The organism is Rugamonas sp. DEMB1 (assembly GCF_029834475.1).
Lineage (GTDB): Bacteria > Pseudomonadota > Gammaproteobacteria > Burkholderiales > Burkholderiaceae_D > Rugamonas > Rugamonas rubra.
Window position 1 is genome coordinate 643059 of the sequence record NZ_CP122407.1, and the last position, 26787, is coordinate 669845.

Annotated in this window: 23 protein-coding genes and 3 pseudogenes; 8 read left to right on the top strand and 18 right to left on the bottom strand. The window is 69.8% G+C overall.

What is annotated here, in order from left to right:
• Positions 1-60 precede the first annotated feature (60 nt).
• The 8 genes and pseudogenes from QC826_RS02965 to QC826_RS03000 form a co-directional block, all read right to left on the bottom strand.
• Positions 61-801 (bottom strand): lysophospholipid acyltransferase family protein, encoded by a 741-nt coding sequence (locus QC826_RS02965; RefSeq protein ID WP_099415351.1) that lies wholly within the window; start codon positions 799-801, stop codon positions 61-63.
• 31 nt (positions 802-832) lie between these two features.
• Entirely contained in the window at positions 833-1399 is a 567-nt protein-coding gene (gmhB, locus tag QC826_RS02970; RefSeq protein ID WP_099415619.1) for a D-glycero-beta-D-manno-heptose 1,7-bisphosphate 7-phosphatase, read from the bottom strand.
• A 15-nt stretch (positions 1400-1414) separates the two neighbouring features.
• The gene (gene glyS, locus QC826_RS02975) at positions 1415-3523 is read right to left on the bottom strand and encodes a glycine--tRNA ligase subunit beta (protein ID WP_279764330.1); all 2109 of its coding nucleotides are present in this window, start codon (positions 3521-3523) and stop codon (positions 1415-1417) included.
• A 21-nt stretch (positions 3524-3544) separates the two neighbouring features.
• Positions 3545-4456, bottom strand: a complete 912-nt coding sequence (gene glyQ, locus QC826_RS02980; protein WP_093382714.1) for a glycine--tRNA ligase subunit alpha — start codon at positions 4454-4456, stop codon at positions 3545-3547.
• 104 nt (positions 4457-4560) lie between these two features.
• Entirely contained in the window at positions 4561-6147 is a 1587-nt protein-coding gene (gene lnt / locus QC826_RS02985; protein ID WP_279764331.1) for an apolipoprotein N-acyltransferase, read from the bottom strand.
• 1 nt (position 6148) lies between these two features.
• Entirely contained in the window at positions 6149-7027 is an 879-nt protein-coding gene (locus tag QC826_RS02990) for an HlyC/CorC family transporter (protein WP_279764332.1), read from the bottom strand.
• 105 nt (positions 7028-7132) lie between these two features.
• Positions 7133-7605 (bottom strand): annotated as a pseudogene (ybeY, locus tag QC826_RS02995) (rRNA maturation RNase YbeY).
• Positions 7589-8635 carry a PhoH family protein gene (locus tag QC826_RS03000; protein ID WP_093382725.1) on the bottom strand — a complete coding sequence of 349 codons (1047 nt, stop codon included), beginning with the start codon at positions 8633-8635 and terminating at the stop codon, positions 7589-7591. The pseudogene ybeY and the gene QC826_RS03000 overlap by 17 nt, the downstream one beginning before the upstream one ends.
• Positions 8636-8910: 275 nt before the next feature.
• On the opposite strand from QC826_RS03000, the gene QC826_RS03005 reads away from it, so the two are divergent.
• Positions 8911-9207: a hypothetical protein gene (locus tag QC826_RS03005; RefSeq protein WP_279764333.1), complete on the top strand. Its 297-nt coding sequence runs from the start codon at positions 8911-8913 to the stop codon at positions 9205-9207.
• 493 nt (positions 9208-9700) lie between these two features.
• Positions 9701-10036 (top strand): hypothetical protein, encoded by a 336-nt coding sequence (locus QC826_RS03010; protein WP_279764334.1) that lies wholly within the window; start codon positions 9701-9703, stop codon positions 10034-10036.
• A 43-nt stretch (positions 10037-10079) separates the two neighbouring features.
• Here the strand turns inward: QC826_RS03010 and QC826_RS03015 are convergent.
• Both QC826_RS03015 and QC826_RS03020 read right to left on the bottom strand, forming a co-directional pair.
• Positions 10080-10947 (bottom strand): annotated as a pseudogene (locus tag QC826_RS03015) (HDOD domain-containing protein).
• Positions 10944-11285: a hypothetical protein gene (locus QC826_RS03020; protein WP_279764335.1), complete on the bottom strand. Its 342-nt coding sequence runs from the start codon at positions 11283-11285 to the stop codon at positions 10944-10946. Before QC826_RS03020 ends, QC826_RS03015 begins: the two are co-directional and overlap by 4 nt.
• Positions 11286-11516: 231 nt before the next feature.
• Here QC826_RS03020 and QC826_RS03025 point away from each other — a divergent pair, with 231 nt between their 5' ends.
• Together QC826_RS03025 and QC826_RS03030 are read left to right on the top strand one after the other, a co-directional pair.
• Positions 11517-13106 (top strand): sensor histidine kinase, encoded by a 1590-nt coding sequence (locus tag QC826_RS03025; protein WP_279764336.1) that lies wholly within the window; start codon positions 11517-11519, stop codon positions 13104-13106.
• Between the two features lie 84 nt (positions 13107-13190).
• On the top strand, positions 13191-13361 hold the full coding sequence (locus tag QC826_RS03030) for a hypothetical protein (RefSeq protein WP_279764337.1): 171 nt from the start codon (positions 13191-13193) through the stop codon (positions 13359-13361).
• Positions 13362-13429: 68 nt separating this feature from the next.
• Here QC826_RS03030 and QC826_RS03035 read toward each other — a convergent pair whose 3' ends face one another.
• Both QC826_RS03035 and QC826_RS03040 read right to left on the bottom strand, forming a co-directional pair.
• Entirely contained in the window at positions 13430-13759 is a 330-nt protein-coding gene (locus QC826_RS03035) for a PEP-CTERM sorting domain-containing protein (protein WP_279764338.1), read from the bottom strand.
• A gap of 217 nt (positions 13760-13976) precedes the next feature.
• On the bottom strand, positions 13977-14837 hold the full coding sequence (locus QC826_RS03040) for a LysR family transcriptional regulator (RefSeq protein WP_279764339.1): 861 nt from the start codon (positions 14835-14837) through the stop codon (positions 13977-13979).
• Positions 14838-14944: 107 nt separating this feature from the next.
• Between QC826_RS03040 and QC826_RS03045 the strand changes: the two genes are divergently transcribed.
• From QC826_RS03045 to QC826_RS03060, 4 genes are all read left to right on the top strand, one after another.
• On the top strand, positions 14945-16381 hold the full coding sequence (locus tag QC826_RS03045; protein ID WP_279764340.1) for an MFS transporter: 1437 nt from the start codon (positions 14945-14947) through the stop codon (positions 16379-16381).
• 73 nt (positions 16382-16454) lie between these two features.
• Positions 16455-17372 (top strand): ChaN family lipoprotein, encoded by a 918-nt coding sequence (locus tag QC826_RS03050; RefSeq protein WP_279764341.1) that lies wholly within the window; start codon positions 16455-16457, stop codon positions 17370-17372.
• Positions 17373-17445: 73 nt separating this feature from the next.
• Positions 17446-17772: a thioredoxin family protein gene (locus QC826_RS03055; RefSeq protein ID WP_279764342.1), complete on the top strand. Its 327-nt coding sequence runs from the start codon at positions 17446-17448 to the stop codon at positions 17770-17772.
• Positions 17773-18215: 443 nt separating this feature from the next.
• The gene (locus tag QC826_RS03060; protein WP_279764343.1) at positions 18216-19526 is read left to right on the top strand and encodes an MFS transporter; all 1311 of its coding nucleotides are present in this window, start codon (positions 18216-18218) and stop codon (positions 19524-19526) included.
• 71 nt (positions 19527-19597) lie between these two features.
• On the opposite strand, the gene QC826_RS03065 is transcribed toward QC826_RS03060, so the two are convergent.
• From QC826_RS03065 to QC826_RS03090, 6 genes and pseudogenes are all read right to left on the bottom strand, one after another.
• Positions 19598-21721 carry a TonB-dependent siderophore receptor gene (locus tag QC826_RS03065; RefSeq protein ID WP_279764344.1) on the bottom strand — a complete coding sequence of 708 codons (2124 nt, stop codon included), beginning with the start codon at positions 21719-21721 and terminating at the stop codon, positions 19598-19600.
• A gap of 313 nt (positions 21722-22034) precedes the next feature.
• Entirely contained in the window at positions 22035-22946 is a 912-nt protein-coding gene (locus QC826_RS03070) for a dihydrodipicolinate synthase family protein (RefSeq protein ID WP_279764345.1), read from the bottom strand.
• A 28-nt stretch (positions 22947-22974) separates the two neighbouring features.
• Positions 22975-24314, bottom strand: a pseudogene (locus QC826_RS03075) (FAD-dependent oxidoreductase).
• A complete protein-coding gene (locus tag QC826_RS03080; RefSeq protein ID WP_279764346.1) occupies positions 24311-24607 on the bottom strand; it encodes a (2Fe-2S)-binding protein in 297 nt (98 codons plus the stop codon). Before QC826_RS03080 ends, QC826_RS03075 begins: the two are co-directional and overlap by 4 nt.
• Positions 24600-25736, bottom strand: coding sequence for an FAD-binding oxidoreductase (locus tag QC826_RS03085; protein ID WP_279764347.1), 1137 nt, complete (start codon positions 25734-25736; stop codon positions 24600-24602). The genes QC826_RS03080 and QC826_RS03085 overlap by 8 nt, the downstream gene beginning before the upstream one ends.
• A 73-nt stretch (positions 25737-25809) precedes the next feature.
• Entirely contained in the window at positions 25810-26742 is a 933-nt protein-coding gene (locus tag QC826_RS03090) for a 4-hydroxyproline epimerase (RefSeq protein WP_279764348.1), read from the bottom strand.
• Positions 26743-26787: the final 45 nt, after the last annotated feature.

Below are 26787 nucleotides of genomic sequence, written 5' to 3' on the forward strand. Positions count from 1 at the left end.
GCTGCGAAGCGCCGTCCGGCGCCGTGGCGGGCGCCGGCCGGACTACGCTCGCGATGTCATCTAGCCAGCGTTGTAGGCGTGGGGCGAAATGACGTGCATTTCTGATTCTATCCAATTTTCCACCTGTTGCATCAAGCTGTCCGGTGTGTGCCCGGCCGACGGAATCGGTTTGCCGATCGATACCGTGATCAGGCCGGGACGCTTAATAAACGAATTCTTGGGCCAGCATTCGCCGGAGTTGTGGGCGATCGGCACGACCACCGCGCCGGTCTCGATGGCCAGGCGCGTGCCGCCGCTCTTGTACTTGCCCTTTTGTCCGACCGGGATGCGGGTGCCCTCGGGGAACATGATAATCCATTGGCCGTCGGCGAGGCGACGTTTACCGTGGTTGACCACGTGTTTGAAGGCGTTCTTGCCCTGCTTGCGGTCGATCGGGATCATGCGCAGCAGCGCCATGGCCCAGCCGAAGAAGGGAATGTACAGGATCTCCTTCTTGAAGACGAACACCAGCGGGCGCGGCATGCTGGGCAGCAGGAAGATGGTCTCCCAGGCCGACTGGTGCTTCGACAGCACGACGGCCGGCGCGTCGGGGAAGTTCTCGGCGCCCTTGACTTCGTAGCGGATGCCGCAAATGACCTTGGCGCACCAGATGATGAACACGTTCCAGCGCGAGGTGACGTAGAAGCGCTGGTTGTACGGCAGCGGCGCGACCAGGAAGCAGACGCAGGCCCAGACGATGGTGGCCACCGTCATGATGGTCATGAACAGCAGGGAACGCAGGAACAGGAAGGTATGGCGCAATGCGGACTCCGGAATTATTTTTATGGTTGGTTCAGTTGACGACGTGCAGCGCGGGCGCCGCGCCGGTCTTGAGTAGGTGGTTGACCATCGCCGCCAGGTCGGGGAAGACCATGGTGCCGGGCGGCAGGCCGCCGGTGCTGTGGGTCTTCTCGCCCTTGCCGGTCAACACCAGGTAGGGCACGCAGCCGCTGACGAAGCCGGCCTGCAGGTCGCGCAGCGAGTCGCCGACGGTGGGCACGCCCTTCAGGCTGACCTGGTAGCGCTTGGAGATCTCGGCGAACATGCCGGGCTTGGGCTTGCGGCAGTCGCAGCTGTCGGCCGCCGCGTGCGGGCAGAAGAAGATGGCGTCGATGGTGGCGCCGACCTGCTGCGCCAGCAGGTGCATCTTCTGATGGATGGCGTTGAGGATGCTCATGTCGAAGTACTCGCGGGCGATGCCCGACTGATTCGACGCCACCACCACCCGGTAGCCCGCCTGGTTCAGGCGGGCGATCGCTTCGAGCGAGCCGGGGATGGGTTGCCACTCGCCGGGCGACTTGATGAAGTCCGGCGAGTCATGGTTGATCACGCCGTCGCGATCCAGAATGATCAGTTTCATGGCCGGCGCTCCCATTTATGCCGCCAGTTTCGAGATGTCGGCGACGCGGTTCATCATGCCGTGCAGCGAGGACAGCAGGGCCAGGCGGTTGTTGCGCAGGGCGACATCCTCGGCCATCACCATGACGTCGTTGAAGAAGGCGTCGACGTCGTCGCGCAGCTGGGCCAGCGTTTTCAGCGTGTCGGCGAAGTCGCCGGCGGCGAAGGCGGCGTCGACCAGCGGCTGCACGCGCAGCACGGCGGCGGCCAGGTTCTTCTCGGCCGTGTCGACCAGCAGCGCGGCGTTGACGCCGGTGTTGCCGGAGGCGCTCAGCGCCTCCTCGTTCTTCTTCAGGATGTTGGTGATGCGCTTGTTGGCGGCGGCCAGCGAGGCGCTCTCCGGCAGCGCGGCGAAGGCCTGCACGGCCTCCAGGCGCTGCACGATGTCGTCCAGGCGGTCCGGGTTCTGCGCCACCACGGCCTCGATCTCGTTGGGCGAGAAGCCGCGCTCGCGCAGGATGCCGCGCAGGCGGTCGATCATGAAGGTGTAGATATCGGCCGACGGGTCCTTGAAGCCGGCGACGAAGTCGAACATTTTCGCGGCGGTCGACAGCAGCGCGCCGATCGAGATCGCCAGGCGCTTCTCGATCAGCATGCGCAGCACGCCGAGGGCGTGGCGGCGCAGCGCGAACGGGTCCTTGTCGCCGGTCGGCGCCAGGCCGATGGCCCAGATGCCGACCAGGGTTTCGAGCTTGTCGGCCAGCGCCACGGCGGTGCCGGTGACGGTGCTCGGCAGGCTGTCGCCGGCGAAGCGCGGCTGGTAGTGCTCGGAGGCGGCCAGCGCCACGTCCTCGTGTTCGCCGTCGTTGCGGGCGTAGTAGGTGCCCATGATGCCTTGCAGCTCGGGGAACTCGCCGACCATGTCGGTGACCAGGTCGGCCTTGGACAGTTTGGCGGCGCGGATCGCCAGCGTGGCGTCGCCGCCGATCAGGGTGGCGATGTGGCCGGCCAGCGCGGCGACGCGCTCGCCGCGCGCGGCCTGGGTGCCCAGCTTGTTGTGGTAGACGATCTTGTCGAGCAGCGGCAGGCGCGATTCCAGCGTCTTCTTCTTGTCCTGCTCGAAGAAGAACTTGGCGTCGGCCAGGCGCGGACGCACCACGCGCTCGTTGCCGCCGACGATGGCGGCCGGCGTCGCCGTCTCGATGTTGGAGACGATCAGGAAGCGCGAGCGCAGCTTGCCGGCCGTGTCGGTCAGGGCGAAGTACTTCTGGTTGGTCTGCATGGTCAGGATCAGGCATTCCTGCGGCACGGCGAGGAACTCGTCCTCGAAGCGGCACTCGTAGACCACCGGCCATTCGACCAGCGCGGTGACCTCGTCGAGCAGGGCCTCGGGCATCAGCACCTGGTCGGCGCCGGCCTTCTCCAGCAGGGCGGCGCGGATCTTCTCCTTGCGCTGCTCGATGCCGGCGATGACCTTGCCTTCGGAGGCCAGGGTGGCGGCGTAGCTGTCGGCGTCGGCGATGACGATTTGTTGGCTGCCGGCGGCCATCAGGAAGCGGTGGCCCAGGCTGGTGTTGGAGGCGGCCAGGCCGAGCAGGGTCAGCGGCAGCACGGCGGCGCCGTGCAGGGCCACCAGGCTGTGCGCCGGGCGGACGAACTGCACGGTGGTGCCGTCGGGGCGCTGGTAGCTCATCAGTTTTGGAATCGGCAGCTTGGCGGCGGACTCCTCCAGCGCGGCCTGCAGGCCAGTGTGCAGCGCGCTGCCGGCGGCGGTGTGGGTGTAGAAGAAGCTCTCGGCCTTGCCGTCGACGGCGCGTTCCAGCTCGGCCACGGTGAGTTCGGGAAAGCCCAGCGCGGCCAGTTTCTTGGCCAGCGGCGCGGTGGCGTTGCCGTTGGCGTCGAGGGCGACGCTGACCGGCAGGACTTTTTCACGGATCGCCTTGTCCGGCGAGGTGGCGCGCACCTTGGTGATGGACACGGCCAGGCGGCGCGGCGAGGCGAACGAGGTGGCGACGCTGTCGGCCTCGAGGAAGTCGCGCGCTTTCAGGCCGTTGACGATGCCGGCGGCGAAGGCGGCGCCCAGTTTGGCCAGCGCCTTCGGCGGCAGCTCTTCGGTCAGCAGTTCGATGAGGAGGGTCTGGTTCATATTGTTCATATTCTGTGGGGCTTAGGCTGCTGCCGCTGCGGTGCCGAGCATGGGGAAGCCCAGGCGTTCGCGCGAGTCGTAGTAGGCTTGCGCGACCAGGCGCGACAAGGTGCGCACGCGGCCGATGTAGGCGGCGCGCTCGGTGACGGAGATGGCGCCGCGGGCGTCGAGCATGTTGAAGCTGTGCGAGGCCTTCATGATCTGCTCGTAGGCCGGCAGGGTCAGCTGCAACTCGATCAGGCGCTTGGCCTCGGACTCGTGGTTGGCGAACTGGGCGAACAGCAGATCGGTGTTGGCGTGCTCGAAGTTGTAGGTCGACTGCTCGACCTCGTTCTGGTGGAACACGTCGCCGTAGGTCAGCTTCTTGCTGATACCGTTTTCTTCCCACTCGGTCCAGACCAGGTCGTAGACGTTCTCGACGCCCTGCAGGTACATGGCCAAACGCTCGATGCCGTAGGTGATCTCGCCCAGCACCGGCTTGCAATCGAGGCCGCCGACCTGCTGGAAGTAGGTGAACTGGGTCACCTCCATGCCGTTCAACCAGACTTCCCAACCCAGGCCCCAGGCGCCCAGGGTCGGGCTTTCCCAGTCGTCCTCGACGAAGCGCACGTCGTTCTGCTGCAGGTCCAGGCCGAGCGCGGCCAGCGAACCGAGGTACAGGTCGAGGATGTTTTCCGGCGCCGGCTTGAGCACCACCTGGTACTGGTAGTAGTGCTGCATGCGGTTCGGGTTCTCGCCGTAGCGGCCGTCCTTGGGGCGGCGCGAGGGCTGCACGTAGGCGGCGCGCCAAGGCTCCGGTCCGATCGCGCGCAGGAAGGTGCCGGTGTGGAAGGTGCCGGCGCCGACCTCCATGTCGTAGGGCTGGAGCAGGGCGCAGCCTTGCTTGTCCCAGTAGGTTTGCAAGGTCAGAATGATTTGTTGAAATGTGAGCATCTTGTTTGGTCGGTAGTGCGCAGCGGTGCGCGAGCGGTTGCAGGTTCGCTAAAGCGGCTAATTTTAGCGGGTTTTAGCGGGCGGCTGGTGAGTTTAAGCAGAGTTCAAGCGGCTTGCGCCGGGTTTTTCGCCCGCGACGCGGCATTTCGCCGCGCCGCCAGCCAGGCGCCGCCCAGGGCCAGGGCGGCCAGGGCGAGGAATAGTTTGTTGCCCCAGAGAATGTACGGCGTGCTGCCGGCCATGCCCTGCACCGTCGCCGCCAGGGTGCCACGGGTGTCGGGCGCCAGCTGGGCCTGCACCACGCCACGGCCGTCGATGACGGCGGTGGCGCCGGTGTTGGTCGCGCGCAGCATCGGCCGGCCCGTCTCCAGCGTGCGCATCTGCGAGATCTGCAGGTGTTGCGGGATGGCGATGGTGGCGCCGAACCAGGCCAGGTTGGAGACGTTGAGCAGCATGGTGGCCGGCGGCTGGCCGGCGGCCGGGTGGTTCAGCTGCTCGGCGATCTCCTCGCCGAACAAGTCCTCGTAGCAGATGTTGGGCAGCACGCGCTGGTCCTTGACGGCCAGCGCCGGCTGCACGGCGGCGCCACGGGTCTGGTCGCCCAGCGGGATCGACATCAGGTCGACGAACCAGCGGAAGCCGAGCGGGATGAACTCGCCGAACGGCACCAGGTGGTGCTTGTCGTAGCGGTAGGCGGCGGCGCCGGCGCGCGGCGCGATGCCGATCACGCTGTTGTGGTAGACGCTGGGGCTGTCGGCCAGCGGGATGCCGAGCACCAGGCTGCTGCCGGTCTTCTGGGTGAACTGGGCCAGCGTCGGCAGGTAGTCGGGCGGCAGCTGCTGCGGCAGCAGCACCACCGCCGTCTCCGGCGTGGCGATCAGGTCGGCCGGGGCGGCCATGATGGCCTCCTGGTACTGGCGCAGCGTGGCCATGACGTGGGCGCCGTTGAACTTCTCGTCCTGCGGGACGTTGCCCTGCAAGAGGCGGACGCTGATCGGTTTGCCCTCGGCGTGGGTCCAGTGCAGCCGGCCCAGGCCCAGGCCGGCCAGCATGATGCCGGCGGCCAGGCCGGCGGCGCGCCAGCGCGTGCGGTGCGCCAGCAGCAGCAGGGCGCCGGCGCAGACGGCGGCCAGCCAGCCTAGACCGTAGACGCCGACGATGGCGGCGTAGCCGGCCAGCGGGCCGTGGTTGTGGGCGTAGCCGGCCGACAGCCAGGGGAAGCCGGTGAACAGCCAGCCACGGATCCATTCGAACAGCGCCCACATGGCCGGCAGCAGCAGCAGGTTGGCGGCCGGCAGCGGCAGCGCCCAGCGCCGGCGCAGCCAGGCGGCGGCGCCCATCGCCAGGGCGACGTAGGCGCCCATGCCGAAGGCCAGCAGGGCGACGGCGGCGGCCGCCAGCGGCGCGGCCATGCCGCCGAAGTTGTGCAGGGAGACGTAGAGCCAGTGGGTGCCGGCGGCGGTCCAGCCGAAGCCGAAGGCCCAGCCGACCAGCGCCGCGCTTTTCGGCGCGGCGCTGCGCAGCACCTGGTAGAACAGCACGGCCAGGCCGAGGATCTGCAGCGGCCACCAGCCGAAGGGGGCGAAGGAGAACACGCAGCCGGCGCCGGCCAGCGCGGCGATGGCCATGCGGCCACGGGTGCTGCGTTGGGGCGGGGGAGGGGCGTCGGGGCGGGCGGAGCGAAAACGCATGTCAGGCGTCGTCGCCTGGCGCGGTCGGCAGTTTTTCCACCAGCAGCACGTGGATCTGCCGGGCGTCGGCGCGCAGCACCTCGAAGCGCAGGTGCTCGAAGTCGAACACGTCGCCCTTGTGCGGCATGCGCGCCAGGTGCTTGGCGACCAGGCCGCCGATGGTGTCGACGTCGTCGTCGGGCAGGGCGGTGTCGAGCTCCTCGTTGAACTGCTCGATCTCGGTCAGCGCCTTGATGCGCCAGCGCGGGCCGTGCACGCCCTCCTTGATCGAGAGGATGTTGTCCTCCTCCTCGTCGAAGTCGTACTCGTCCTCGATGTCGCCGACGATCTGCTCGAGCACGTCCTCGATGGTGATCAGGCCGGCCACGCCGCTGTACTCGTCGACCACGATGGCCATGTGGTTGTGGTTGGCGCGGAAGTCGCGCAGCAGCACGTTCAGGCGTTTCGACTCGGGGATGAAGATGGCCGGGCGCAGCATGTCGCGCACGTCGAAGGACTCCTCGGCGTAGTAGCGCAGCAGGTCCTTGGCCAGCAGGATGCCGATCACCTTGTCGCGCTCGCCCTCGATGGCGGGGAAGCGCGAGTGCGCCGTCTGCAGCACGGTCGGCATCCATTCCTCGATCGGCTTGGAGATGTCGATCACGTCCATTTGCGAGCGGGGGATCATGATGTCGCGGGCGGACAGGTCCGACACCTGGAACACGCCTTCGATCATCGACAGGGCGTCGGCGTCGATCAGGTTGCGTTCGTGGGCGTCATGCAGGACTTCGAGCAGTTCCGCGCGGTTCTCGGGCTCGGGGGAAATCAGTGCGGTCAGGCGTTCAAACAGTGACCGGTGGGGCTTGGCGTCAGTCTTGACGCCACTAGGGTGCTCTTGCATAGGAGGCGTGAGCCGTTGTTTCGAAGGGGTATAGGATACACCAAATGGACGGGACAAACGGATTTTGTCAAAAGGACATGTCCGCCTGCGCCGCCATCGGTGGACTTAGCCGGCCGCGTCGGCGTAGGGATCGGCGATGCCCAGCGCGGCCAGGATCTCGGTCTCCAGCCATCCATCTCGGCGGCCTCGGCGTCGTCCATGTGGTCGTAGCCCTGGGCGTGCAGCACGCCGTGGACGATCAGGTGGGCGGTGTGCTGCTCGACCGTCTTGTGCTGCTCGGCCGCCTCGCGCTCGAGCACGTCGGTGCAGAGGATGATGTCGGCCTGGGTCGGCGCGTCGTCGGCCATCTGCTCGCCCTCGTTGTAGGCGAAGGTCAGCACGTTGGTGGCGTAGTCCTTGCCGCGGTAGTCGCGGTTCAGCGCCTGGCCCTCGGCGGCGGCGACGAAGCGGATGGTCAGCTCGGCCGGCGCCAGCAGCGCGGCCTGGACCCAGCGGCGCACCTTGGCGCGGGTGATGCTCGCCTGCAGGCGGGCGTCGGGGTATTGCACCGACAGCGAGAGTTTATTTTTTTCGGACATTTTTGACGGCGGTGGGTTTGATCAAATGGGTGATGTCGGCGTTGGCTTCCTGCGCCGCCTCGTAGGCGTCGACGATGCGCGCCACCAGCGGGTGGCGCACCACGTCCTCGCTGCCGAACTGGGTGAAGGCGATGCCGCGCACCTCGCGCAGCACGGCGATGGCGTCGACCAGGCCGCTCTTCTGGCTCTTGTGCAGGTCGATCTGGGTGACGTCGCCGGTGACCACGGCCTTGCTGCCGAAGCCGATGCGGGTCAGGAACATCTTCATCTGCTCGACGGTGGTGTTCTGCGCCTCGTCGAGGATGACGAAGGCGTGGTTCAGGGTGCGCCCGCGCATGTAGGCCAGCGGGGCCACCTCGATGATCTGCTTCTCGAACATCTTCTGCGTGCGGTCGAAGCCGAGCAGGTCGTACAGCGCGTCGTACAGCGGGCGCAGGTAGGGGTCGACCTTCTGCGCCAGGTCGCCGGGCAGGAAGCCGAGCCGTTCGCCGGCCTCGACGGCGGGACGGGTCAGGATGATGCGCTTGACGGCGTCGCGCTCGAGGGCGTCGACGGCGCAGGCCACCGCCAGGTAGGTCTTGCCGGTGCCGGCCGGGCCGACGCCGAAGCTGATGTCGTGCTCGAGGATGTGGCGCAGGTACTTGATCTGGTGCGGCGTGCGGCCGCGCAGGTCGGTGCGGCGCGTCTTGAGCACCGGGCTGGCGATGTCGGGTTCGACGAAGGCGGTCGGGGCGTGGTGCTCGCTGGCGGCCGACAGGCCGGCGCGCTGCTCGACCAGGGCCAGTTGCACCTCCTCGATCGGCACCACCTTGTTGGCGATCTGGTAGAACTGCTCGAGGATCTCGACGGCGCGCTCGGCGTTGCTGCCGCTGACGATGAACTTTTCGCCACGGCGGAAGATGGTGACGTCGAGCGCGGCGGAGATCTGCCGCAGGTTCTCGTCGAGCGGGCCGCACAGGTGGGCCAGGCGCGTGTTGTCGAGCGGCTCGGGGATGAAGTAGTGCGGCTGGACTGGGGTCTTGGTTTTCAATGGGGCGTGTGCTTCTTGTGTGAGGGCGCGGTGGCGGGGCCGCGGCGCGCCGGGCGGGGCGCGGCGGCCGGGCCGGGCACTGCGGCCGCAGGGTGGCGGTGGCGCGGCGGCGCGCCGGCCGGATAGGCGTAAGTGTAACGTAAATTGCCGTGGCGGATAGCCTGTCCGGCGGCGCCGGCGCGGTTTTTTGCTTGCATTCCCGCCGCCGCGCTCTACAGTAAAGATGTAGCCCGCCGGCAATGTCCGGCGCCGTCCCCCCTCGATTGGAGCCCGCCATGTCCGTTCGTCCCGCCGCCCCCGCCGGTCCCGCCACGCCGGCCGCCAATCTGCAGCAGACCGCCCAGCGCCGCGGCGAGCGGCGCGCCGACGACAGCCAGCAGGCCGAGCGCAGCCAGCAGGCGCGCGCCGGCGGCAAGGCGGCCGAGTCGGCCGCCAGGCTGGGCGAGCGCGAGCAGGCCGCCAAGGCCGAGCAGCAGCGCCAGGCCGGCGCCCGGGTCGAGGTGGCGCAGCGGCAGGTCAAGGCGCAGCAGGAGCGCGCCACCCTGGGCCGGCATATCGACACCACCGCCTGAGCCCCCCGGTTCCACTTGCGCGACGCTAGCCGGCCGGCCGGCGCCCCGCCGCGCGTCCCGCCGTCCCCCGCCCCGCTTTTCCCTCCTTTGCGCCGCCGCGTCGCGGCCGCCGCGCCCGACATTTCACAGTTGTCCGGGCGGCGGCGGGGCCGCCGGCCGGCCTGCCTGCCATTTTGTAACAATTTCCTACAGGTTCTTGCGTGCGCCACCCATCGCCGCCATGTGTTGAAATGGCATCAAAGTTGTCAAGCTTTCCAGCCAATGATTGATCTTACACAATCTTCGCTGGTGCCCGCCAAGGGGGAAACTAGCAATTTAGGTATAGAATATTGTTTAAATTACAATGCAAAAAAGGAGGGCGAGAGTGGCTGGAATCGCCGCCGGCGCGCCAGGCGCGGGCGGGGAGGTAGGCAACAACCCTGGCGGGGGTCTCTAAGTCGCCCTTAAGTTCGGAACCGCACTATTTGATTCACCAACACAGACGAGGAAAATCATGGCACATCACGCGCTTGCATCCCAAGAGAGCTACAACCCCAACCATCTGCTCGACATCCTGCTCGGCAAGATGCAGCTGAAGAACGACGCCGCCCTGTCGCGCCTGCTCGAAGTGGCGCCGCCGGTGATCAGCAAGATCCGCCACCACCGCCTGCCGGTCGGCGCCTCGCTGCTGATCCGCATGCACGAGGTGACCGGCATGAGCATCCGCGACCTGCGCGACTTGATGGGCGACCGGCGCACCAAGTACCGCCTGTCCGACGCCCAGGGCCGGCCCAAGCAGGAAGACCGTGGCGACAAGAAGGAAGCCGGCGGCAACTACGCCCACCACTGAGGCGGGCCGGGCCGGCGCCCCGGCGGCGCGCGGCCGGCCTTGCTCAGGAGAGCAGGGCCATGGTGATCTCCTCGTACTGCAGCTCGGTTTCGCGGAACAGCTGCAGGTAGACGGCCTCGTCGAGGCCGAGGGCGTTCCAGGCCACCGGCGAGACCGGCGGCACCAGGCCGTCGGGCGCCTGCGCCAGGTCGAGCGCGTGGACCACCGCGTCGGCCACGTGGATGATGGCGGCGAGGAAGCCGGCGCCCGGCTTTTCCGGGTCGTGGTGGCCGCCGATGGCCAGCCGCATGGTGTCGGAGAAGTTCCAGTGCTCGGCCAGCGCCATGCCGGCCTCGACGTGGTCGATGCCCAGCACGGCCCGTTCGGCGTCGAGCATGAAGCAGTCGTGCTCGGCGCGGTAGGCCAGCGCCTGCTCGTAGCGCTCGGGGAAGCTGGCCACCAGCACCAGCCGGCCGATGTCGTGCAGCAGGCCGGCGGTGAAGGCGTAGTCCTGGTTGAAGCGCATCTGCCGCGCCAGCACCTTGGCGCAGGCGGCGGTGGCGATCGAGTGGCGCCAGAAGGCGCGGTGGTCGAAGCCGTGGCAGCGGCCCTCGGCGAAGCAGCCGGTGACGGCCGCCGCCGTGATCAGGTTGCGCGTGGTCTGGAAGCCCAGGTAGGTGATCGCCTGCTGGATGGTGGTCACCTTGATCTGCAGGCCGTACAGCGAGGAGTTGGCCAGGCGCAAGGTCTTGGCCGTCAGCGCCTGGTCGTTCGACACCTTCTTGGCCAGCACCGAGATGTCGACATCCTCCTGGTCGATGCTGTTGAGCAGCTCCATGACCACCGCCGGCAGCGACGGCAGGCCCGTCCAAATTCTTGACGACGTCGTCGTAGCTCAGCGGCAGCGGGGCGGGGGCGGCGGCGGCGCTCATGCCGGCTCCCCCGGCGCGCCGGCGCGGAAGTGGCTGACGTGGCTGCGCAGCAGGGCGGTGGCCCAGTCCTGCTCCGCCTCCGGGTCGTTCTTGCGGAACAGGTGGGCGATGCGCTCGAGCCGTTGTTCGCGTTCGGCGGCCAGTTGCCCGGCCGAGACGGGCTGCAGGGCGATCGGCAGCACGGCGATGCCGTGGCGCGGCATCAGCGCGATCATCGCCTCGCTCAGCACCGTGCCCTGCGGCAGCAGCACGTGGCCCTGCACGTCGAGCAGCTCGTCCGACAAGCTCATGCCCGGTAGCACTTGCGCCAACGGCAGCTGCTGGTAGTTGGTGGTCATACATCCTCCCTGATCGCTTTGTCCGATCTTACCATTGCCGGCCGGCCATGTCTGCCGCGCCCTGCATTGACGCTTCGCAACGTTGCGCTGCGTCAGGCGGCGCCCCGGCGCGCCGCCGCGCGCGCGGCGGCGCGCGGCGGCAACTTCTTGCCAAGTCGCGGGGCTTCCCGTACATTGGGGCGTTGCCGTCGAAAACAGCGGTCGTCCCGCGCGGGCGAGGAGGGGGGGGAGATGTTTGGAATCCAAGGTCGGCTGACACTGCTGTTCGTGTTGATCGTCACGGTGGTGCTGGGCATTTCCGGCACCTACGCCCAGTACAGCCTGGGCCACGAGCTCGAGGTCGGCAACCAGCGCCTGCGCCAGGGGGTGCTGACGCGCCTGCAGACCAGCCTGCCGTCGGCGCTGTGGGACCTGGACAAGGCCAAGGTCGACAACATCGTCGCCGCCGAGATGCTGCCGCCCGAGCTGGTGGCGATCCGCGTCTACGACACCTCGGTCGGCCTGTTCTCCGGCAAGCTGCGGCGCGACAACGGCGGCGTCGCCAGCCTCGACACCGACTCGCCGGTGCCCGGCTCGGCGGTGGTGGCCGAGCTGGCCTACCGCGACTCGGGCGCCGCCGGCGCCGCCTTGAAGCCGGTGATCGTCGGCCGCGTGGTGGTCAACTTCAGCCGCGCCCAGATCGACGCCACCCTGGCCGCCGAGGTGCGCCGCAAGGTCATCGAGGTGCTGCTGCTCGACTCGATCCTGGTGGCGGCGCTGGCGCTGAGCCTGCGCATCGTGTTCGACCCCCTGAAACAGCTGCGCGACGGCCTGTTCGACCTGGCCACCCGCGGCAGCGACGAGGTCGAGGAGCTGGCCGACAACCGGCGCGACGAGCTCGGCGAGGTGATCCGCGGCTTCAACGCCATCCAGCGCAAGATCAAGTCGATCATCGCCCGCATCCGCGAGGCCGAGGACGAGGCGCGCAAGTCGGCGCAGGCGACGGCGCGCGCCATGGACGACCTGCAGCGCACCCAGGAGTCGCTGCTGCAGGCCGAGCGGCTGGCCTCGCTGGGCGGCCTGGTGGCCGGCGTCGCCCACGAGATCAACACGCCGGTCGGCATCGCCCTGACCAGCGCCTCGGTGCTGATGGAGGCGACCGACAAGGTGCGCCAGGACGTGGCCGAGGGCAACATCAAGAAGTCCGACATCCTGCGCTACCTGGAGACGGCCGGCGAAAGCGCCCGCCTGATCATGAACAACGCCTACCGCGCCGCCCACCTGATCCACAGCTTCAAGCAGATCGCCGTCGACCAGGTCAGCGAGGCGCGCCGCCGCTTCGAGCTGCGCGACTACATCGGCGAGGTGGTCTCGAGCCTGCAGCCGAAGCTGAAGAAGACGCGGATCGCGGTGGCCATAGCCTGCCCGGCCGACATCGTGCTCGACAGCTACCCCGGCGCGCTGGCCCAGGTGATCACCAACCTGACGTTGAACTGCCTCGAGCACGCCTTCGAGCCCGAGGCCGAGGGCCGCATCGGCATCAACGTCAAGCGCGACGGCGACTGGATCGAGATGCAGGTGGTCGACGACGGCAAGGGCATCCCGCCCGACATGCTCGACAAGGTGTTCGACCCCTTCGTCACCACCCGGCGCGGCCAGGGCGGCACCGGCCTGGGATTGAACATCGTGTTCAACTTGATCGTCAAGCAGTTTGCCGGCACCATCACGGTGAGCAGCACGCTCGGCCAGGGCGCCAGTTTCATGCTGCGCATGCCGCTCGTCACGCCGGTCGAGGCCGGCCATGCCGACGTCGCCACGGCGGACGCCAAGGTCACCGCCTGAGCCGGCCGGCGCGCTGCGCCGATTGCCTGGCGCCAGCGCGGCGGGCTAGAATGGGGACCAATCGACTTCCGCCCATGGCGCAGCATGAATAAAGATCTGATCAAGGGAACCCTGATATTGGCCGGCGTGGTGCTGGCCCTGTTTGTTGGCGCCGTGGCGGCGACCGACCACGGCGTCGACAAGCTCGGCTGCGTCTTCCGCGCCTTGTCGCACGGCATTGCGTTGAGCAATGTGCATGCCGTCTGCGGCTTGTAGCGGCGCGCGGCTCCCGCGCATAAAAAAATCCCGCCGACGAGGCGGGATTTTTTTTGCGGCGGCGGCGCCTAGTCGGCGAATTTTTCCGAGGCTTGGCGGCGTCCGCCCGTCAGGCCGAGCAGCGCCAGGCCGAGCAGCAGCATCAGCACGGTGACCGGTTCCGGCACCGGCGCCGCCGCCTCGTCGTAGACCGCCGGGTTGGCCGCCGGGGCGCCGGGCTCCTCCTCCGTCGAGCCGGCGAAGCCGCAGGCGTCGTTCGGCGCGGCCTGCGCGCAGCTGCTGTTGTCGAAGGTGGCGACGCGGCTTGCGGCGGGGGCGGGGGCGGGGGCCGCTTGGGCGGCGCCGGCCAGGGCGAGCAGCAGGGCTGCGGCCATGCGGGGGCTGGTGAGCTTGAACATATGTTTTCTTTCCGGTGTTGGGGCACTGCGCACTGCCGGCCCGATCGACCATCACGCGACTTACTTTGGTGAAACGCAAACTTGTTCCACAACGTGATTAGAGCACATTCGATTCAAAATTGATATCTATATTTGCATATAGTAATTTATTTTTGCCAACATGCAACTTATTCGCCGGTGCCGGCCGGCTTCTCGGAGGCGCCGTTGCGCCGCCGGTTCAGGCCAGCAGGCTGGCGGCGAAGGCTTGGCGGGCCGGCTGGCGCAGCACGTCGGCGCGCCAGACCAGCACGGTCTTGACGCGCGCCGTGCGCGCCGGCAGCGTGTGGCAGGCGATGCTGTCGGCCAGGCCGCGCTGGCGCAGCACCTCGCGTGGCATCAACGCCACACCCATGCCGGCGGCGACGCAGCCGAGGATGGCCTCGAAGGTGCCGAACTCGCAGACCCGGGCGATGCCGACGTCGGCCTCGGCGAACCAGGCCTCGAGCCGGCGGCGGTAGGCGCAGCCGGCGCGGAACACCAGCAGGGTGCGCTTGGCGACGTCCCGCGGCGTGGCCACCGGGGCGTGGCCGGCGTCGGTCAGCAGCACCAGCTCCTCGTCGAACACCTCCTGCTGGGCCAGCTCGGCGTGGCCGACCGGCGCGGCCACCAGCGCCAGGTCCAGGCGGTGCTGCAACACCGCCTGCAGCAGCTCGTCGGTGGGGCCGGTCTCGAGCTGCAGCTCGACCTGCGGATGGTCGCGGTGGAAGGCGGCCAGCAGGCGCGGCAGGCGGGCCGCCGCCGTGGTCTCCATGGCGCCGATGCGCAGCACGCCGGACGGCGTCTGCTCGCCGCGCACCGAGGCCTCGGCCTCGCCGGCCAGGGCCAGCAGGCGGCCGGCGTAGTCGAGCAGGCGCTCGCCCTCGGCCGAGATCAGCAGGCGCCGGCCGGCGCGGTGGAACAGCGCGACGCCGAGCGACTCCTCGAGCTGGGTCAGGCGCGCCGACACGTTCGACTGCACGCGGTGCAGGCGCAGCGCGGCCTGGGTCACGCTGCCTTCCTCGGCCACCGCCTTGAAGATCCTCAGCGCCGACAGGTCCATGGTTGTTCCTTCTGTAAATATGATGGGTGTCGACATTATTATTCATTTTTCAGGATGTGTGGGCGGCGCTATAGTTTCAGCACCCGTCCACCGTCCAGGCCCGCGCCATGTTCCCGTCCCCGTCCCCGCTTCCGTCCTCGCCGCCGTCGCTGCCTTCGCCGCCGGCGCCGGCGGCGATCCTGCTGGCCAGCAGCGTCGCCTTCGTCCTGGTCCAGCTCGACGTCAGCATCGTCAACGTGGCGCTGCCGCAGATGGGGCGGCAGCTGGGCGCCGGCCTGGCCGCGCTGCAGTGGGTGGTCGACGCCTACACGCTGGGCTTCGCCGCGCTGCTGCTGTCGGGGGGCGCGCTCGGCGAACGGCTCGGCGCGCGCGCCGTCTTCCTCGCCGGCCTGCTGCTGTTCGCGCTGGCCTCGCTGGGCTGCGCGCTGGCGCCCGGGGTGGCGGCGCTGAACCTGGCGCGGCTGGCGCAGGGCGCCGGCGCGGCGCTGCTGCTGCCGAACTCGCTGGCCATCCTGCACGCCGCCTACGCCGACGACCGCGCCGGCCTGGCCTGGGCGGTGGGCTGCTGGACCGCCGCCGGCGGCGTGTCGATCGCCGCCGGGCCGCCGCTGGGCGGCCTGCTGCTGGCGCTGGCCGGCTGGCGCGCGGTCTTTTGGATCAACCTGCCGCTGTGCCTGGCTGGCTTCTGGCTGGCCTGGCGTGTGCTGCCGGCCACGCCGCCGCGCGCGCCGGGGCGCGGCTTCGACCTGGCCGGCCAGCTGTTGGCGATCGTCGCGCTGGGCGCCCTGGTGGGCGCGGTGATCGAGGCGCCGCAGCTGGGCTGGGCCGCACCGGCGGTGCTGGCCGGCCTGGCCGCCGCCGTGCTGGCCGGCGCCGCCTTCGTCCGGGTCGAGCGGCGCGCCGCCGCGCCGATGCTGCCGCCGGCCCTGTTCGCCCGGCGCGGTTTCAGCGGGCCGGTGCTGTTCGGCGCGCTGGTCAATCTCAGCTACTACGGCGTGGTGTTCGTGCTCAGCCTGTACCTGCAGGGCGTGCGCGGCATGACGCCGTGGCAGGCCGGCTTGACCTTCCTGCCGCTGACGGCCACCTTCATCCTCGCCAACCTGGCCAGCGGCGCGCTGGCCGCGCGCACCGGGCCGCGCGCGCCGATGCTGCTGGGCGCCCTGGTCGGCGGCGCCGGCTATGCGCTGCTGGCGCTGCTGGGCGTGTCGGCCGGCGCCGGCTTCCTCGACATGCTGCCCGGCCTGCTGCTGATCCCGGCCGGCATGGGGCTGGCGGTGCCGGCCATGACCGGCGCCATCCTGGCCGGCGTCGGGCCGGGCCGGGCCGGCGTCGCCTCGGCCGTGCTCAACACGGCGCGCCAGGTCGGCGGGGCCGTCGGCGTGGCGCTGTTGGGCGCGCTGGCGGCCGGCGCCACGCCGGCCGCCGCGATGGACGGCATGCGCGCCGCGCTGTACTGCGCCGGCGCGCTGCTGCTGGCCGGCGCCGCGCTGGCCTGGTGGAGCGTGCCGGCCGGCGCCGCGCGGCAGGCGCCGCTTGCGCGATAAATTTGGCGCGTGGCATACTGCGCAGGCGTTTGCGCATCCACTCCGGGATGCATGTTGCGGAAGAAGCAGAACCATGACGACACCGAATTCCACCGGCCGCCGCGCCGTTCCCGCCCGGGCCGCCGCCTTGGCCGCCGCGCTGGCCCTGCTGCTGGGCGCGGGCGGCTGCGGCCTGTTCAAGTCCGGCGGCGCCGGCGCCGCCAGGACGGCCGCCGCGCCGTCCGCGCCGGCCGCCGCCGCAGCGGCCGGGCAGCCGCAGGTGCTGCTGCTCGGCGAGGTGCACGACAACGCCCAGGGCCACCGCCAGCGCTACGAGCTGCTGCGCCGGCGCGTCGAGGCGGGCTGGCGGCCGGCCATCGCCATGGAGCAGTTCGACCGCGAGCGGCAGGACTTGCTGAGCAAGGCGCAGGCCGGCTGCCTGGACGCCGAGTGCCTGATCCGCGTGATCGGCGGGCCGCGCTGGGACTGGCAGCAGTACCGTCCGCTGATCGAGCTGGCGCTGGAGTACCAACTGCCGCTGGTGGCGGTCAACCTGTCGCGCGCCGACGCCTCGCGCGTGGTGCGCGACGGCGTCGCCTCGTCCTTCAATCCGCTGGTGGTGGCCGAGTACCGCCTGGGCGAGCCGCTGCCGGCCGCCCTGCGCGCCGCGCAGCAAGAGGAGATCGTCGCCGGCCACTGCAATATGCTGCCCGAGGCGATGGTCGGCGGCATGGTCGACGCCCAGGTGGCGCGCGACATCTGGATGGCCAAACTGATCCGCGACCAGCGCCCGCGCGACGTCGTCCTCATCGCCGGCAACGGCCATGTGCGCAAGGACGTCGGCGTGCCGTATTGGCTGGACCGCATCGAACCCAAGCTGACGCTGCGCAGCGAGGGCTTCGTCGAAGGCAAGGGCGAGGGCAGGGAGACGGCCGGCCGCTACGACGCCAGCCATCCCTTGGCGCCGCAGAGCCGTCCCGACCCGTGCGCCGGTGTCAAGCCGAAATCGTAGACCCCCAATTTTCGCCGTCGACCCGCCGCGCCGCCGCGCGGCCGGGCCACGGCAGCACCTCGTGGAGAACAGCATGGAAACCATCTATCAAGCCGACGCGCCCGAACGCGCCGAGATCGACACCCTGGCCGGCGCCGTGCTGCTGGAGTTTGGCGCCAACTGGTGCGGCCACTGCCGCGCCACCCAGGCGCCGCTGGCCGAGGCCTACGCCGGCCACGGCGGCGTGCGCCACATCAAGGTGGAGGACGGCCCGGGCCGCGCGCTGGGCCGCTCCTTCCGCGTCAAGCTGTGGCCGACCTTGATCTTCCTGCGCGACGGCGTCGAGCTGGCGCGCCTGGTGCGGCCGCTCGAGGCCGCGCAGATCGACGCCGCCTTCAGCCGTATCGAAGCGGCCGCCTAGCCTCCTAGGCGCCGGCGGTGCGGGCGCGCTCGCGCGGCGCCGCCTTCGCGCGTGCCGCGCCGGGCCGCCGCCGCGCCCATTCCTGCCCCCGCGCGGCGGCAGGAAACGCCGTCCGCGCAGTCTGCGTAGTATTACGCAGCCCCCCTCGCGGCGCTTGGCAGTTGCCGCCGGCGCCGCGTATCATGCCTCGTTTCAGCAGGACAGCGCCCCCCGTCACCGACCCCGGGCGCCCCGCAAGCGTAGCGCCCGACTGCGGCGCTCGCGGCAAACCGGCCGACCACCCTTGCGCCCGTTTGCCACCGTCCCGCTGCCGCGACCGGCACCTGCCGCCGTGCCGCCGTGCCGCCAATCGGCGGCGCCGCCGCGCGCCCGCACTGTGTCTCCCGTCGCCCATCCGAGCCACCCGCAGTGTTCACGCACCCTCCCCAATTGGAGCGCTACCCATGTCCTTGCCTCAACCGAAGCCGCCGTCCGCGGCGGCCGCCGCCAAGACCAATTCGCCGGCCACCGTGCTGTTCGCCAGCCTGATCGGCACCACCATCGAGTTCTTCGACTTCTACATCTACGCCACCGCCGCCGTGCTGGTGTTCCCCACGCTGTTCTTCCCGGCCGGCGACGCCGCCGCCGCCACGCTGCAATCGCTGGCCACCTTCGCCATCGCCTTCTTCGCCCGCCCGGTCGGCTCGGCCGTGTTCGGCCACTTCGGCGACCGCGTCGGCCGCAAGGCCACCCTGGTGGCGGCGCTGCTGACGATGGGCCTGTCGACGGTGGCGATCGGCCTGCTGCCGACCTACGCGGCGATCGGCACCACCGCGCCGCTGCTGCTGGCGCTGTGCCGCTTCGGCCAGGGTCTGGGTTTGGGTGGCGAGTGGGGCGGCGCCGTGCTGCTGGCCACCGAGAACGCGCCGCCCGGCAAACGCGCCTGGTACGGCATGTTCCCGCAGCTGGGCGCGCCGATCGGCTTCTTCCTTTCGGGCGGCATATTCCTGCTGCTCAGCCAGACCCTGAGCGACGCCGAGTTCTTCAGCTTCGGCTGGCGCATCCCCTTCCTGGCCAGCGCGCTGCTGGTGCTGGTGGGCCTGTACGTGCGCCTGAAGATCACCGAGACGCCGGCCTTCCAGCAGGTGCTCGACAAGAACGAGCGCGTCAAGATCCCGGTGGTGGCGGTGTTCCGCGACCACGGCCGCGTGCTGGTGCTGGGCACCCTGATCGCCATGGCCACCTTCGTGCTGTTCTACCTGATGACGGTGTTCGCGTTGAGCTGGGGAACCACGGCGCTGGGCTTCTCGCGCAAGGACTTCCTGATCTTGCAGCTGTTCTCGGTGCTGTTCTTCGGCCTGACCATTCCGCTCGCCGCCGTGCTGGCCGACCGCCACGGCCGGCGCCAGACCTTGATCGCCGTGTCGGCGGCGATCGCCCTGTTCGGCCTGGTGCTGGCGCCGATGTTCGGCTCCGGCAGCGCCTGGGAGGTGACCCTGTTCATGTCGCTGGGATTGGGATTGATGGGCATGACCTACGGCCCGTTGGGCACCATGCTGTCCGAGCTGTTCCCGGCCGAGGTGCGCTACACCGGCGCCTCGCTGACCTTCAACCTGGCCGGTATTTTGGGCGCCTCGTTGGCGCCCTACATCGCCACCTGGCTGGCGACCAACCACGGCCTGCAGTACGTCGGCTACTACCTGACCGCCGCCGCGCTGCTCAGCCTGGCCGCGCTGGTGGCGACCGGCAAGACCAAGGAGCACGACTGGGGTTGAGGTGGCGCCGGCGAACCCCGCAGCCACCCAGGGTCAGACCCTCAGGGTCTGACCCTAAGCTAGCGCCGGTGTTAGAAGCGGTAGCGCGCCGTCAGTTGCAGCGAGCGCGGCGCGCCCGGCAGGTTCAGGTTCTTGCTGCTGCCGTGGCCGGCGACGATGTACTGGCGGTCGAACAGGTTCTGCGCGTTGAGCTGCAGCTCGACCTTGCCGCTGCGGTAGTAGGCCATCGCGTCGGCGGTGACAAAGCTGGGCAGGGTCACCGTGTTGCCCGGATTGGCGAAGCGGTCGCCGACGTAGTTGACACCGGCGCCGACGCCGTAGCCGCCGCCCAGCGCCTTGCTGAGCCACAGGTTGGCGCTGTGGCGCGGCGTCAGCGTCGGCCGTTTGCCCTGCACCAGCTGGCCGTCGTCCTTGGCCAGCGAGGCGACCATGCTGGCGTCGAGCAGGGCGTAGCCGGCCCAGGTTTTCCAGCCCTCGCCCAACTCGCCGCTGAAGGTCAGCTCGATGCCGTCGGTGCGCTGGGTGCCCATCTGCACCAGCTTGTTGGTGACCGCGTCGGTCAGCTTCATGTTGGTGCGTTCGAGGCGGAACAGCGAGATGCCGGCCGTGGCCTTGCCGCCGAACAGATCGAGCTTGGCGCCGACCTCCTTGTTCTTGGTGATTTCAGGATCGAGCTCGGCGTTGTTGGCGGCCAGCGCCGCGTTCTCCGCCGACGGCTGGAAGGAGCGGCTGAACGAGGCGTAGTAGGACTGCGTCGCGCTGGGCTGGTAGACCAGGCCGGCGCGCGGACTCCAACTGCGGTCGGTGCGGCCCAGGTTGGGCTGGCCGGCGCGGTGGTCCTCGGTCCGCTGTTCGAACCGGTCGTAGCGCAGCCCGGCCAGCGCCTTCCATTGGCTCGTCAAGCTGACCAGGTCCTGCACATAGGCGGCGGCGACCTTGAAGGTGCCGCGGTTGTCGCTGCCCGGTGCGCCGCCGGCGGTGAACGGCACCACCGGATTGACCGGGTTGAACAGCGACACGGTGGCGACGTTGGTCTGCGAGCGGTTCAGGATGTCCTTGGTCTGTTGGCCGAGTTCCAGGCCGTACAGCAGCTGGTGCGGCATGCCGTCCAGCGTGGCCTTTTGCGTCAACTCGGTCTGGTTGAAGTAGCCGTGCTCGTCGCGCTTGACGTTGCCGCGCGTGAGCGAGGCGGTCTTGGCCGCCTCGTTGACCGAGCCGACCAGGGTGTTGTTGCGGTCGAGCGAGTAGTCGTAGTGGCGGAAGGCGTTGCGCAGCGACCAGTCCTGGTTGAGGCGGTGCTCCAGCGTGAAGCCGAGCGAGTGCACCCGCGTCTCGCTGTAGTCCTTGTCCTTGGCGTTGGCGGCGCCGTAGTAGGTGCCCGGCGCCACGTCGACCACGCGGCCCTGGTAGGACGGCACGCCGAAGTCGGTCAGGCGCTTGTCGTGCAGGTACTCGGCCTGCAGCAGCAGCGTGGTGGCGGCGCCCAGCTTGAACTGCAGCGACGGCGCCAGCGCCTCGCGCTGCAGGAACTGCTGCTCGCGGTAGCTGCCCGAATCCTCCACCGCGCCGGTGACGCGCAGCGCCATGGCCTGCTCCGGCAGCTTGCGCGCCAGGTCGAACTCGGCGCGTTTTTGCGCGTTGCTGCCGGCCTGCACGCTCACCTCGCTGCGCTCGACGCCGGGTTTTTTGCTGACCCGGTTGATCAAGCCGCCCGACGAGCCGCGCCCGTACAGCACCGAGGCCGGCCCCTTGACCACCTCGACCTGTTCGATGTTGGAGAGGTCGCGGAAGTACATCGAATCGTCGCGCATGCCGTCGATGAACTGGTCGGCGATGGCGGAGAAGCCACGGATGGTCACCTGGTCGCGCTGGCCGTCGCCGGTCGACAGGCCGATGCCCGGCACCGCCTTCAGCACGTCCTGCATCGAGCGTGCCGCCTGGTCGCGCAGCAGCTCCTGCGGCACCACGTTGACGGTCTGCGGAATGTCGCGCAGCGGCGCCTCGGTCTTGGTCGCGCTGCTGGCGCTGGTGGTGTTGTAGCCGCTGTCCTGGCTGCCGCTGACGGTCACCACCGTCATGGTTTGCTCGGCGGCGGCGGCCGGCGTTGGGCCGGCCTCGGCCGCCTGGGCGGTGGCGTAGAGCGATTGAACGGCCAGTGCGACGAGCAGCGCGAGCGGGGTTTTGTTGAGTGCCATGAATAGTCCTGGTTAAATATGGGGATTCGCTGGCTACCACGCCGTCACACGCTTTGCTGGCTTAAATGAGAATCATTACCATTCAAATTATCGCCGGACTGTTGACACGGCACAAGGCCGAGTCACTTGTTTATTGATATTAATTAAGGATTCGCTGGACTTGTGGTTGCGGCGCGACGGCGGCGGGGAGGCAGGCGGCGGCCCGGCCGGATAAGGCTGGCCGCCGGCCCGGAGCGCGCCGCCGACGGGGTGGCGGACGGCTGGCGCTCGGGCTTGGACCGGCGGATGGCCGGCCCGGAAGGGCTGGACTAGATTAGAACAGGCGGCTCAGGTCGGGCCGGGTGGCCAGCGCCTGGTTGACGATGGCGCTGACGCGCTCGCGCTCGGCGCCCTGCAGCGGCTGGCGCGGCCGGCGCACGTTCTCGTTGCCGACGCCGGCCAGGGTCTCGACCAGCTTCAGGTTTTGCACCAGCTTGGTCGACACGTCGAGGTGCATCAGCGGCATGAACCACTGGTACAGCTTGAGCGCCTCGTCCCAGCGCTTGGCCTTCATCAGCTTGTACAGCGCCACGGTCTCCTTGGGGAAGGCCACCACCAGGCCGGCCAACAGGCCGTCGGCGCCCACCGCCAGGCCCTCGAAGGACAGGTCGTCGACGCCCATGAACAGCTGGTAGCGCTGGCCGACGGCGTTGCGCAGGTCGGTGATGCGGCGCACGTTGTCGGTCGACTCCTTGATGGCGACGATCCACTCGCAGTCGGCCAGGTCCTGGAAGTCCTCCGGCGTCAGGTCGACCTTGTAGGTGACCGGATTGTTATACACCATGATCGGCAGTTGCGCCGCGTCGGCGATGGTGCGCAGGTTCTCCTTGGCCTCGCGCGCATCGGCCGCGTACAGCACCGACGGCATCACCATCAGGCCCTGCACGCCCATCTCGTGCGCCTGGGCGGCGAAGCGGCAGGCGTTCAGCGTGCGTGTCTCGCTCACGTTGACCAGCACCGGCACGCGGCCGGCGGCGACGCGCAGCGCGGTCTGGGTGACGGCCAGCTTCTCGTCGAAGGACAGCGTGCTGGCTTCGCCGAGCGAGCCGCAGGTGAGCAGGGCGTGCACGCCGCTGTCGATCTGGAAGGCGAAGTGGCGCTCCATGGCGTCGTGGTCGAGATCCTCGTTCGGCTTAAACTTGGTGGTGACTGCGGGGAATACGCCTTCCCATTTTGCTGCGGCCATGCTGTTCTCCTGGTTGTTGTGACTGCGGTTATGAAGCGGTGATGCTGTCGATGCGCGCCGGCGAAATCGGCAGACGCACGGAGTCGGGACGCCAGCCGTACAGCAGCTCGGTGGCGCCGCCGCAGATGCGGCCCTGGCAGGGCCCATGCCGCATCTGCTGTGTAGCTTGGCGCTGCGCCAGCTGTTGTGCTGCCGCAGCTCGCCATGGCAAACGTCCTCGCAGCGGCAGACGATGGTGTCGTCGTCGGCCAGCGAGATTAATTCGGGGCGTAGGATGAAGGCGCGCGCCAGGCGGCCGGCGAAGGCCTGCCAGCGCGCCCGTTCGGCGAAGTGGCCGCGCGCCTGCTCGGGCCGGCCGGCGGCGGACAGGCCGGCGATGCGCCCTTCGGCCAGCGCCAGGTCGACGCCGCCGACGCCGGTGCCCTCGCCGGCGCAGTAGATGCCGGCCACGGAGCTTTTCTGCCACTGGTCGACGCGCACCGCGCCGGCTTCGCTGGCGCAGCCGAGCGCCAGCGCCAGTTCCAGATTGGGCAGCAGGCCGTAGCCGCAGGCCAGATAGTCGCAGTCCAGCGTTTCGCTGGCGCCGCCGCGTTGCACGGTGACGCGCAGGGCCGGCGCCTGCGACAACGCCGCTTGTTCGTCGTCCAGCAGGCTGCTCACCGAGCGCACGAAACTGTCGCGCCAATACGGCACGCGGCGCAGGCGGCGCATCAGCTGCCAGGCTTGCGTCAGCTTGGACGGCGTGGCCAGCAGGCCGAGCGCGAAGCGCGCCAGCCGGGGCGGGGCGGCCTGCTCGACAATGGCGACGACCTGCGCGCCGCGCTCGCCCAGCGTGGCGGCGACCGCCAGCAGCAGCGGGCCGGAGCCGGCCACCACCACGCGCTTGCCGGCCAGCGGATAGCCGCCCTTGGCCAGCGCCTGCAGGCCGCCGGCGCCGGTCACGCCGGGCAGGGTCCAGCCGGTGAAGGGCAGCAGGCGCTCGCGCGCGCCGGTGGCGAGTATCAGTTTTTGGTAGGCCAGCGTTGTGGCGCCGTCCGGCGTTTGCACCAGCAACTGGCCCGGCGCCGGCGCGTACAGCACCCGCGCCTGGTGCAGGAAGCCGACCTTGGGGTTGGCCTGCAGCGCGTCCCACAGCGCGCGCGCGCGCGGGTCCGGCTGGTGTTGCGGGCCGCCGCGCCAGATCTGGCCGCCGGCCTGCGGGTTGTCGTCGACCACCAGCACCTGCGTGCCGCTGGACGCGGCGGCGTGGGCGGCGGCCAAGCCGGCCGGGCCGGCGCCGACCACCAGCAGGTCGACGGCGCGCGTCGTGCCGCGCGCCGTGGTCGGCGTTGTCGCCTGCGTTGTTTCTAGCTTTGTAGCACTGCTCATCGCGCCTCCTGCGATTGCGCCGTCAGCACCCGCATGCCGGCCGCGCACGGCGTCTGGCAGGCCAGCTGGTGCGGCAGGTCGTCGATGCAGACGCGGCACTCGTGGCACACGCCCATGCCGCACAAGGGCGCGCGCGGCATGCCGCCGACCGAGCGGCGCGTCACCGGGCTGCCGCTCATGGCGATGGCGGCGGCCACGCTGGTGCCGGCGGCGACGCTGACCTCGCGGCCGTCGATGCGCAGGCTGACCTCGGCGCCAACCATGCTGGCGCTGTCCATGCCGGCGCTACGCATGGCCGGCCGCCATGACAGGAGCGCTTTGCGCTTCGAAGCGCTGCGGCAGATACGGCTGGCAGGGGATCGCCGATCGCTCGCCGCAGATCTGCGCGGCCAGCAGTTGGGCCGTGGCCAGCGAGGTGGTGATGCCCAGGCCCTCGTGGCCGGTGGCCAGCCACAGGCCGTGGCGCAGCGCGCTGGGGCCGATCAGCGGTAGGCCGTCCGGGCTGGCGGCGCGCAGGCCGGTCCAGCAGCGCAGCAGGTTCATCTTGCCCAGCGCCGGTGTGAAGCCGGTGGCGTGGCGCAGCATGCGCGTCAGCATCGCCGGGTCGACGGCCAGGTCGCTGCTGCCGAACTGGCGCGACGAGCCGATCAATATTTGTCCGGTCGGACGCGGTTGCAGGTTGAAGGCCACCGAGTCGCCGCTGGCGGCGTGCGCGCTCTTGATGTAGCCCAGTTCCACCAGTTGATGGCGCACGAAGCCGGGGTAGCGGTCGGTGATGGCGACGTGGCCCTTCTTCGGCTGGATCGGCAATTCCGGCAGCAGCGCGCTGGCGCGCGTGCCGGCGGCCAGCACCACGTGCGGCGCTTGCAGGCGGCCGCCGTCGGCCAGCAGCACGCCATGGTCCTCGATGGCGGCCACTTCGGCGCAGAGCAGCTTGGCGCCACGGGCCAGCGCCTTGTCGAGCAGGATGCGGGCGCTCTTGGGCGGATACACCAGCGCGTCGCCGCCCACCAGCAGGCCGCCGGCCAGGCCGGCGCGCAGCTGCGGTTCGTGCGCATACAGCGCCTCGGCGCCGAGCAGTTCGCAGGCCAGGCCGTGGCCGGCGAGGGTCTCCGCCTTGGCGCGGGCGGCGGCCATCTCCTCCTCGTCGGCGGCGATCCAGATGGTGCCGCAGCGGCTGTACTCGTGGCGCAGCGGCACCGCCTCGACCAGCTCGTTCCACAGCCGGATCGAATATGCCGACAGGGCCAGCTCGGCGGCGCTGTCGTCCATCACCACCAGGTGGCCCATGCCGGCCGCCGTGGCGCCACCGCCCACGCCGTCCTGTTCGACCAGGGTGACGCGCAGGCCGCGCATGCTCAGCGCGTCGGCGCAGGCGGCGCCGACGATGCCGGCGCCGACCACGATCACGTCCGCCGTCATGGCGCGCTCCGGTGGAAAAGACCAGCCGCGCGGACTCCCCCATGCGGCCGGCGGAAACCTAACAGCAGGGCCATCAGCGGATGCCCCAGACGAAGGGGTCGCTGGTGTCGAGGATCAGCTGGCCCTGGGCGTTGACCCAGGCCTGGCCACGGATGCTGGGAATCAGTTGGCCGTCGCGGTAGCGGTAGGAGGCGCTGAAGACGCTGCCGATGACGCTCTCCTGGCGCCACAGCGCGTGCTCGGCCAGCTTGCCGTCGGCCGCCAGGCAGGCCAGCTTGGCGCTGGTGCCGGTGCCGCAGGGCGAGCGGTCGTAGGCCTTGCCGGGGCAGAGCACGAAGTTCTGGCTGTCGGCGCCGCTGCGCGAGGGGCCGAACAGTTCGATGTGGTCGATCTCGGCGCCGTCGGCGCCGGTGATGCCGGCCTGCGCCAGCGCCGCGCCGACGCGGGCGGCGAAGGCGGTCAGCGCCTCGACGTTGTCGACGCGCAGTTCGAGGCCGTGCTCGGCGACCAGGAAGAACCAGTTGCCGCCCCAGGCGACGTCGCCGACCACCGCGCCGTGGCCGGGCACGTTCACGCTGACCTGCTGTTGGCTGCGGTAGGAGGCGACGTTGTCGACGGTGACGCTGCCGTCGGCGTGCAGTTCGGCCTCGACCACGCCGACCGGCGTGTCGATGCGGTGGCGGCCGACGCCGATGCGTCCCATATAGGCCAGCGAGGCAACCAGGCCGATGGTGCCGTGGCCGCACATGCCGAGATAGCCGACGTTGTTGAAGAAGATGACGCCGGCGACGCAGTCGGCGGCGTGCGCTTCGCACAGCAGGGCGCCGACCAGCACGTCCGAGCCGCGCGGTTCGCACACCACCGCCGAGCGGAACCGGTCGTGCTCGCGGCGCAGCGTGGCCAGGCGTTCGGAGAGGGGGCCGTTGCCCAGGTCGGGGCCGCCGGCGGTGACCAGGCGGGTCGGTTCGCCGCCGGTGTGGGAGTCGATGATGGAGATGAGTTTCATGGCTAAATCATATGCCCGCCGCGCCCCGCTGTCTTGCACGCGCCC

Excerpts from the sequence above, each read along its gene's own strand:
- QC826_RS03035 (WP_279764338.1), bottom strand. The coding sequence starts at position 13,759 with ATGTTCAAGCTCACCAGCCCCCGCATGGCCGCAGCCCTGCTGCTCGCC.
- QC826_RS03070 (WP_279764345.1), bottom strand. The coding sequence starts at position 22,946 with ATGGCCGCAGCAAAATGGGAAGGCGTATTCCCCGCAGTCACCACCAAG.
- QC826_RS03055 (WP_279764342.1), top strand. The coding sequence starts at position 17,446 with ATGGAAACCATCTATCAAGCCGACGCGCCCGAACGCGCCGAGATCGAC.
- QC826_RS03005 (WP_279764333.1), top strand. The coding sequence starts at position 8,911 with ATGTCCGTTCGTCCCGCCGCCCCCGCCGGTCCCGCCACGCCGGCCGCC.
- glyS (WP_279764330.1), bottom strand. The coding sequence starts at position 3,523 with ATGAACCAGACCCTCCTCATCGAACTGCTGACCGAAGAGCTGCCGCCG.
- QC826_RS03065 (WP_279764344.1), bottom strand. The coding sequence starts at position 21,721 with ATGGCACTCAACAAAACCCCGCTCGCGCTGCTCGTCGCACTGGCCGTT.
- QC826_RS03020 (WP_279764335.1), bottom strand. The coding sequence starts at position 11,285 with ATGACCACCAACTACCAGCAGCTGCCGTTGGCGCAAGTGCTACCGGGC.
- QC826_RS02990 (WP_279764332.1), bottom strand. The coding sequence starts at position 7,027 with ATGCAAGAGCACCCTAGTGGCGTCAAGACTGACGCCAAGCCCCACCGG.
- gmhB (WP_099415619.1), bottom strand. The coding sequence starts at position 1,399 with ATGAAACTGATCATTCTGGATCGCGACGGCGTGATCAACCATGACTCG.
- QC826_RS03050 (WP_279764341.1), top strand. The coding sequence starts at position 16,455 with ATGACGACACCGAATTCCACCGGCCGCCGCGCCGTTCCCGCCCGGGCC.
- QC826_RS03040 (WP_279764339.1), bottom strand. The coding sequence starts at position 14,837 with ATGGACCTGTCGGCGCTGAGGATCTTCAAGGCGGTGGCCGAGGAAGGC.
- lnt (WP_279764331.1), bottom strand. The coding sequence starts at position 6,147 with ATGCGTTTTCGCTCCGCCCGCCCCGACGCCCCTCCCCCGCCCCAACGC.
- QC826_RS03060 (WP_279764343.1), top strand. The coding sequence starts at position 18,216 with ATGTCCTTGCCTCAACCGAAGCCGCCGTCCGCGGCGGCCGCCGCCAAG.
- QC826_RS03045 (WP_279764340.1), top strand. The coding sequence starts at position 14,945 with ATGTTCCCGTCCCCGTCCCCGCTTCCGTCCTCGCCGCCGTCGCTGCCT.
- QC826_RS03010 (WP_279764334.1), top strand. The coding sequence starts at position 9,701 with ATGGCACATCACGCGCTTGCATCCCAAGAGAGCTACAACCCCAACCAT.
- QC826_RS03030 (WP_279764337.1), top strand. The coding sequence starts at position 13,191 with ATGAATAAAGATCTGATCAAGGGAACCCTGATATTGGCCGGCGTGGTG.
- QC826_RS03025 (WP_279764336.1), top strand. The coding sequence starts at position 11,517 with ATGTTTGGAATCCAAGGTCGGCTGACACTGCTGTTCGTGTTGATCGTC.
- glyQ (WP_093382714.1), bottom strand. The coding sequence starts at position 4,456 with ATGCTCACATTTCAACAAATCATTCTGACCTTGCAAACCTACTGGGAC.
- QC826_RS03085 (WP_279764347.1), bottom strand. The coding sequence starts at position 25,736 with ATGACGGCGGACGTGATCGTGGTCGGCGCCGGCATCGTCGGCGCCGCC.
- QC826_RS03080 (WP_279764346.1), bottom strand. The coding sequence starts at position 24,607 with ATGCGTAGCGCCGGCATGGACAGCGCCAGCATGGTTGGCGCCGAGGTC.
- QC826_RS03090 (WP_279764348.1), bottom strand. The coding sequence starts at position 26,742 with ATGAAACTCATCTCCATCATCGACTCCCACACCGGCGGCGAACCGACC.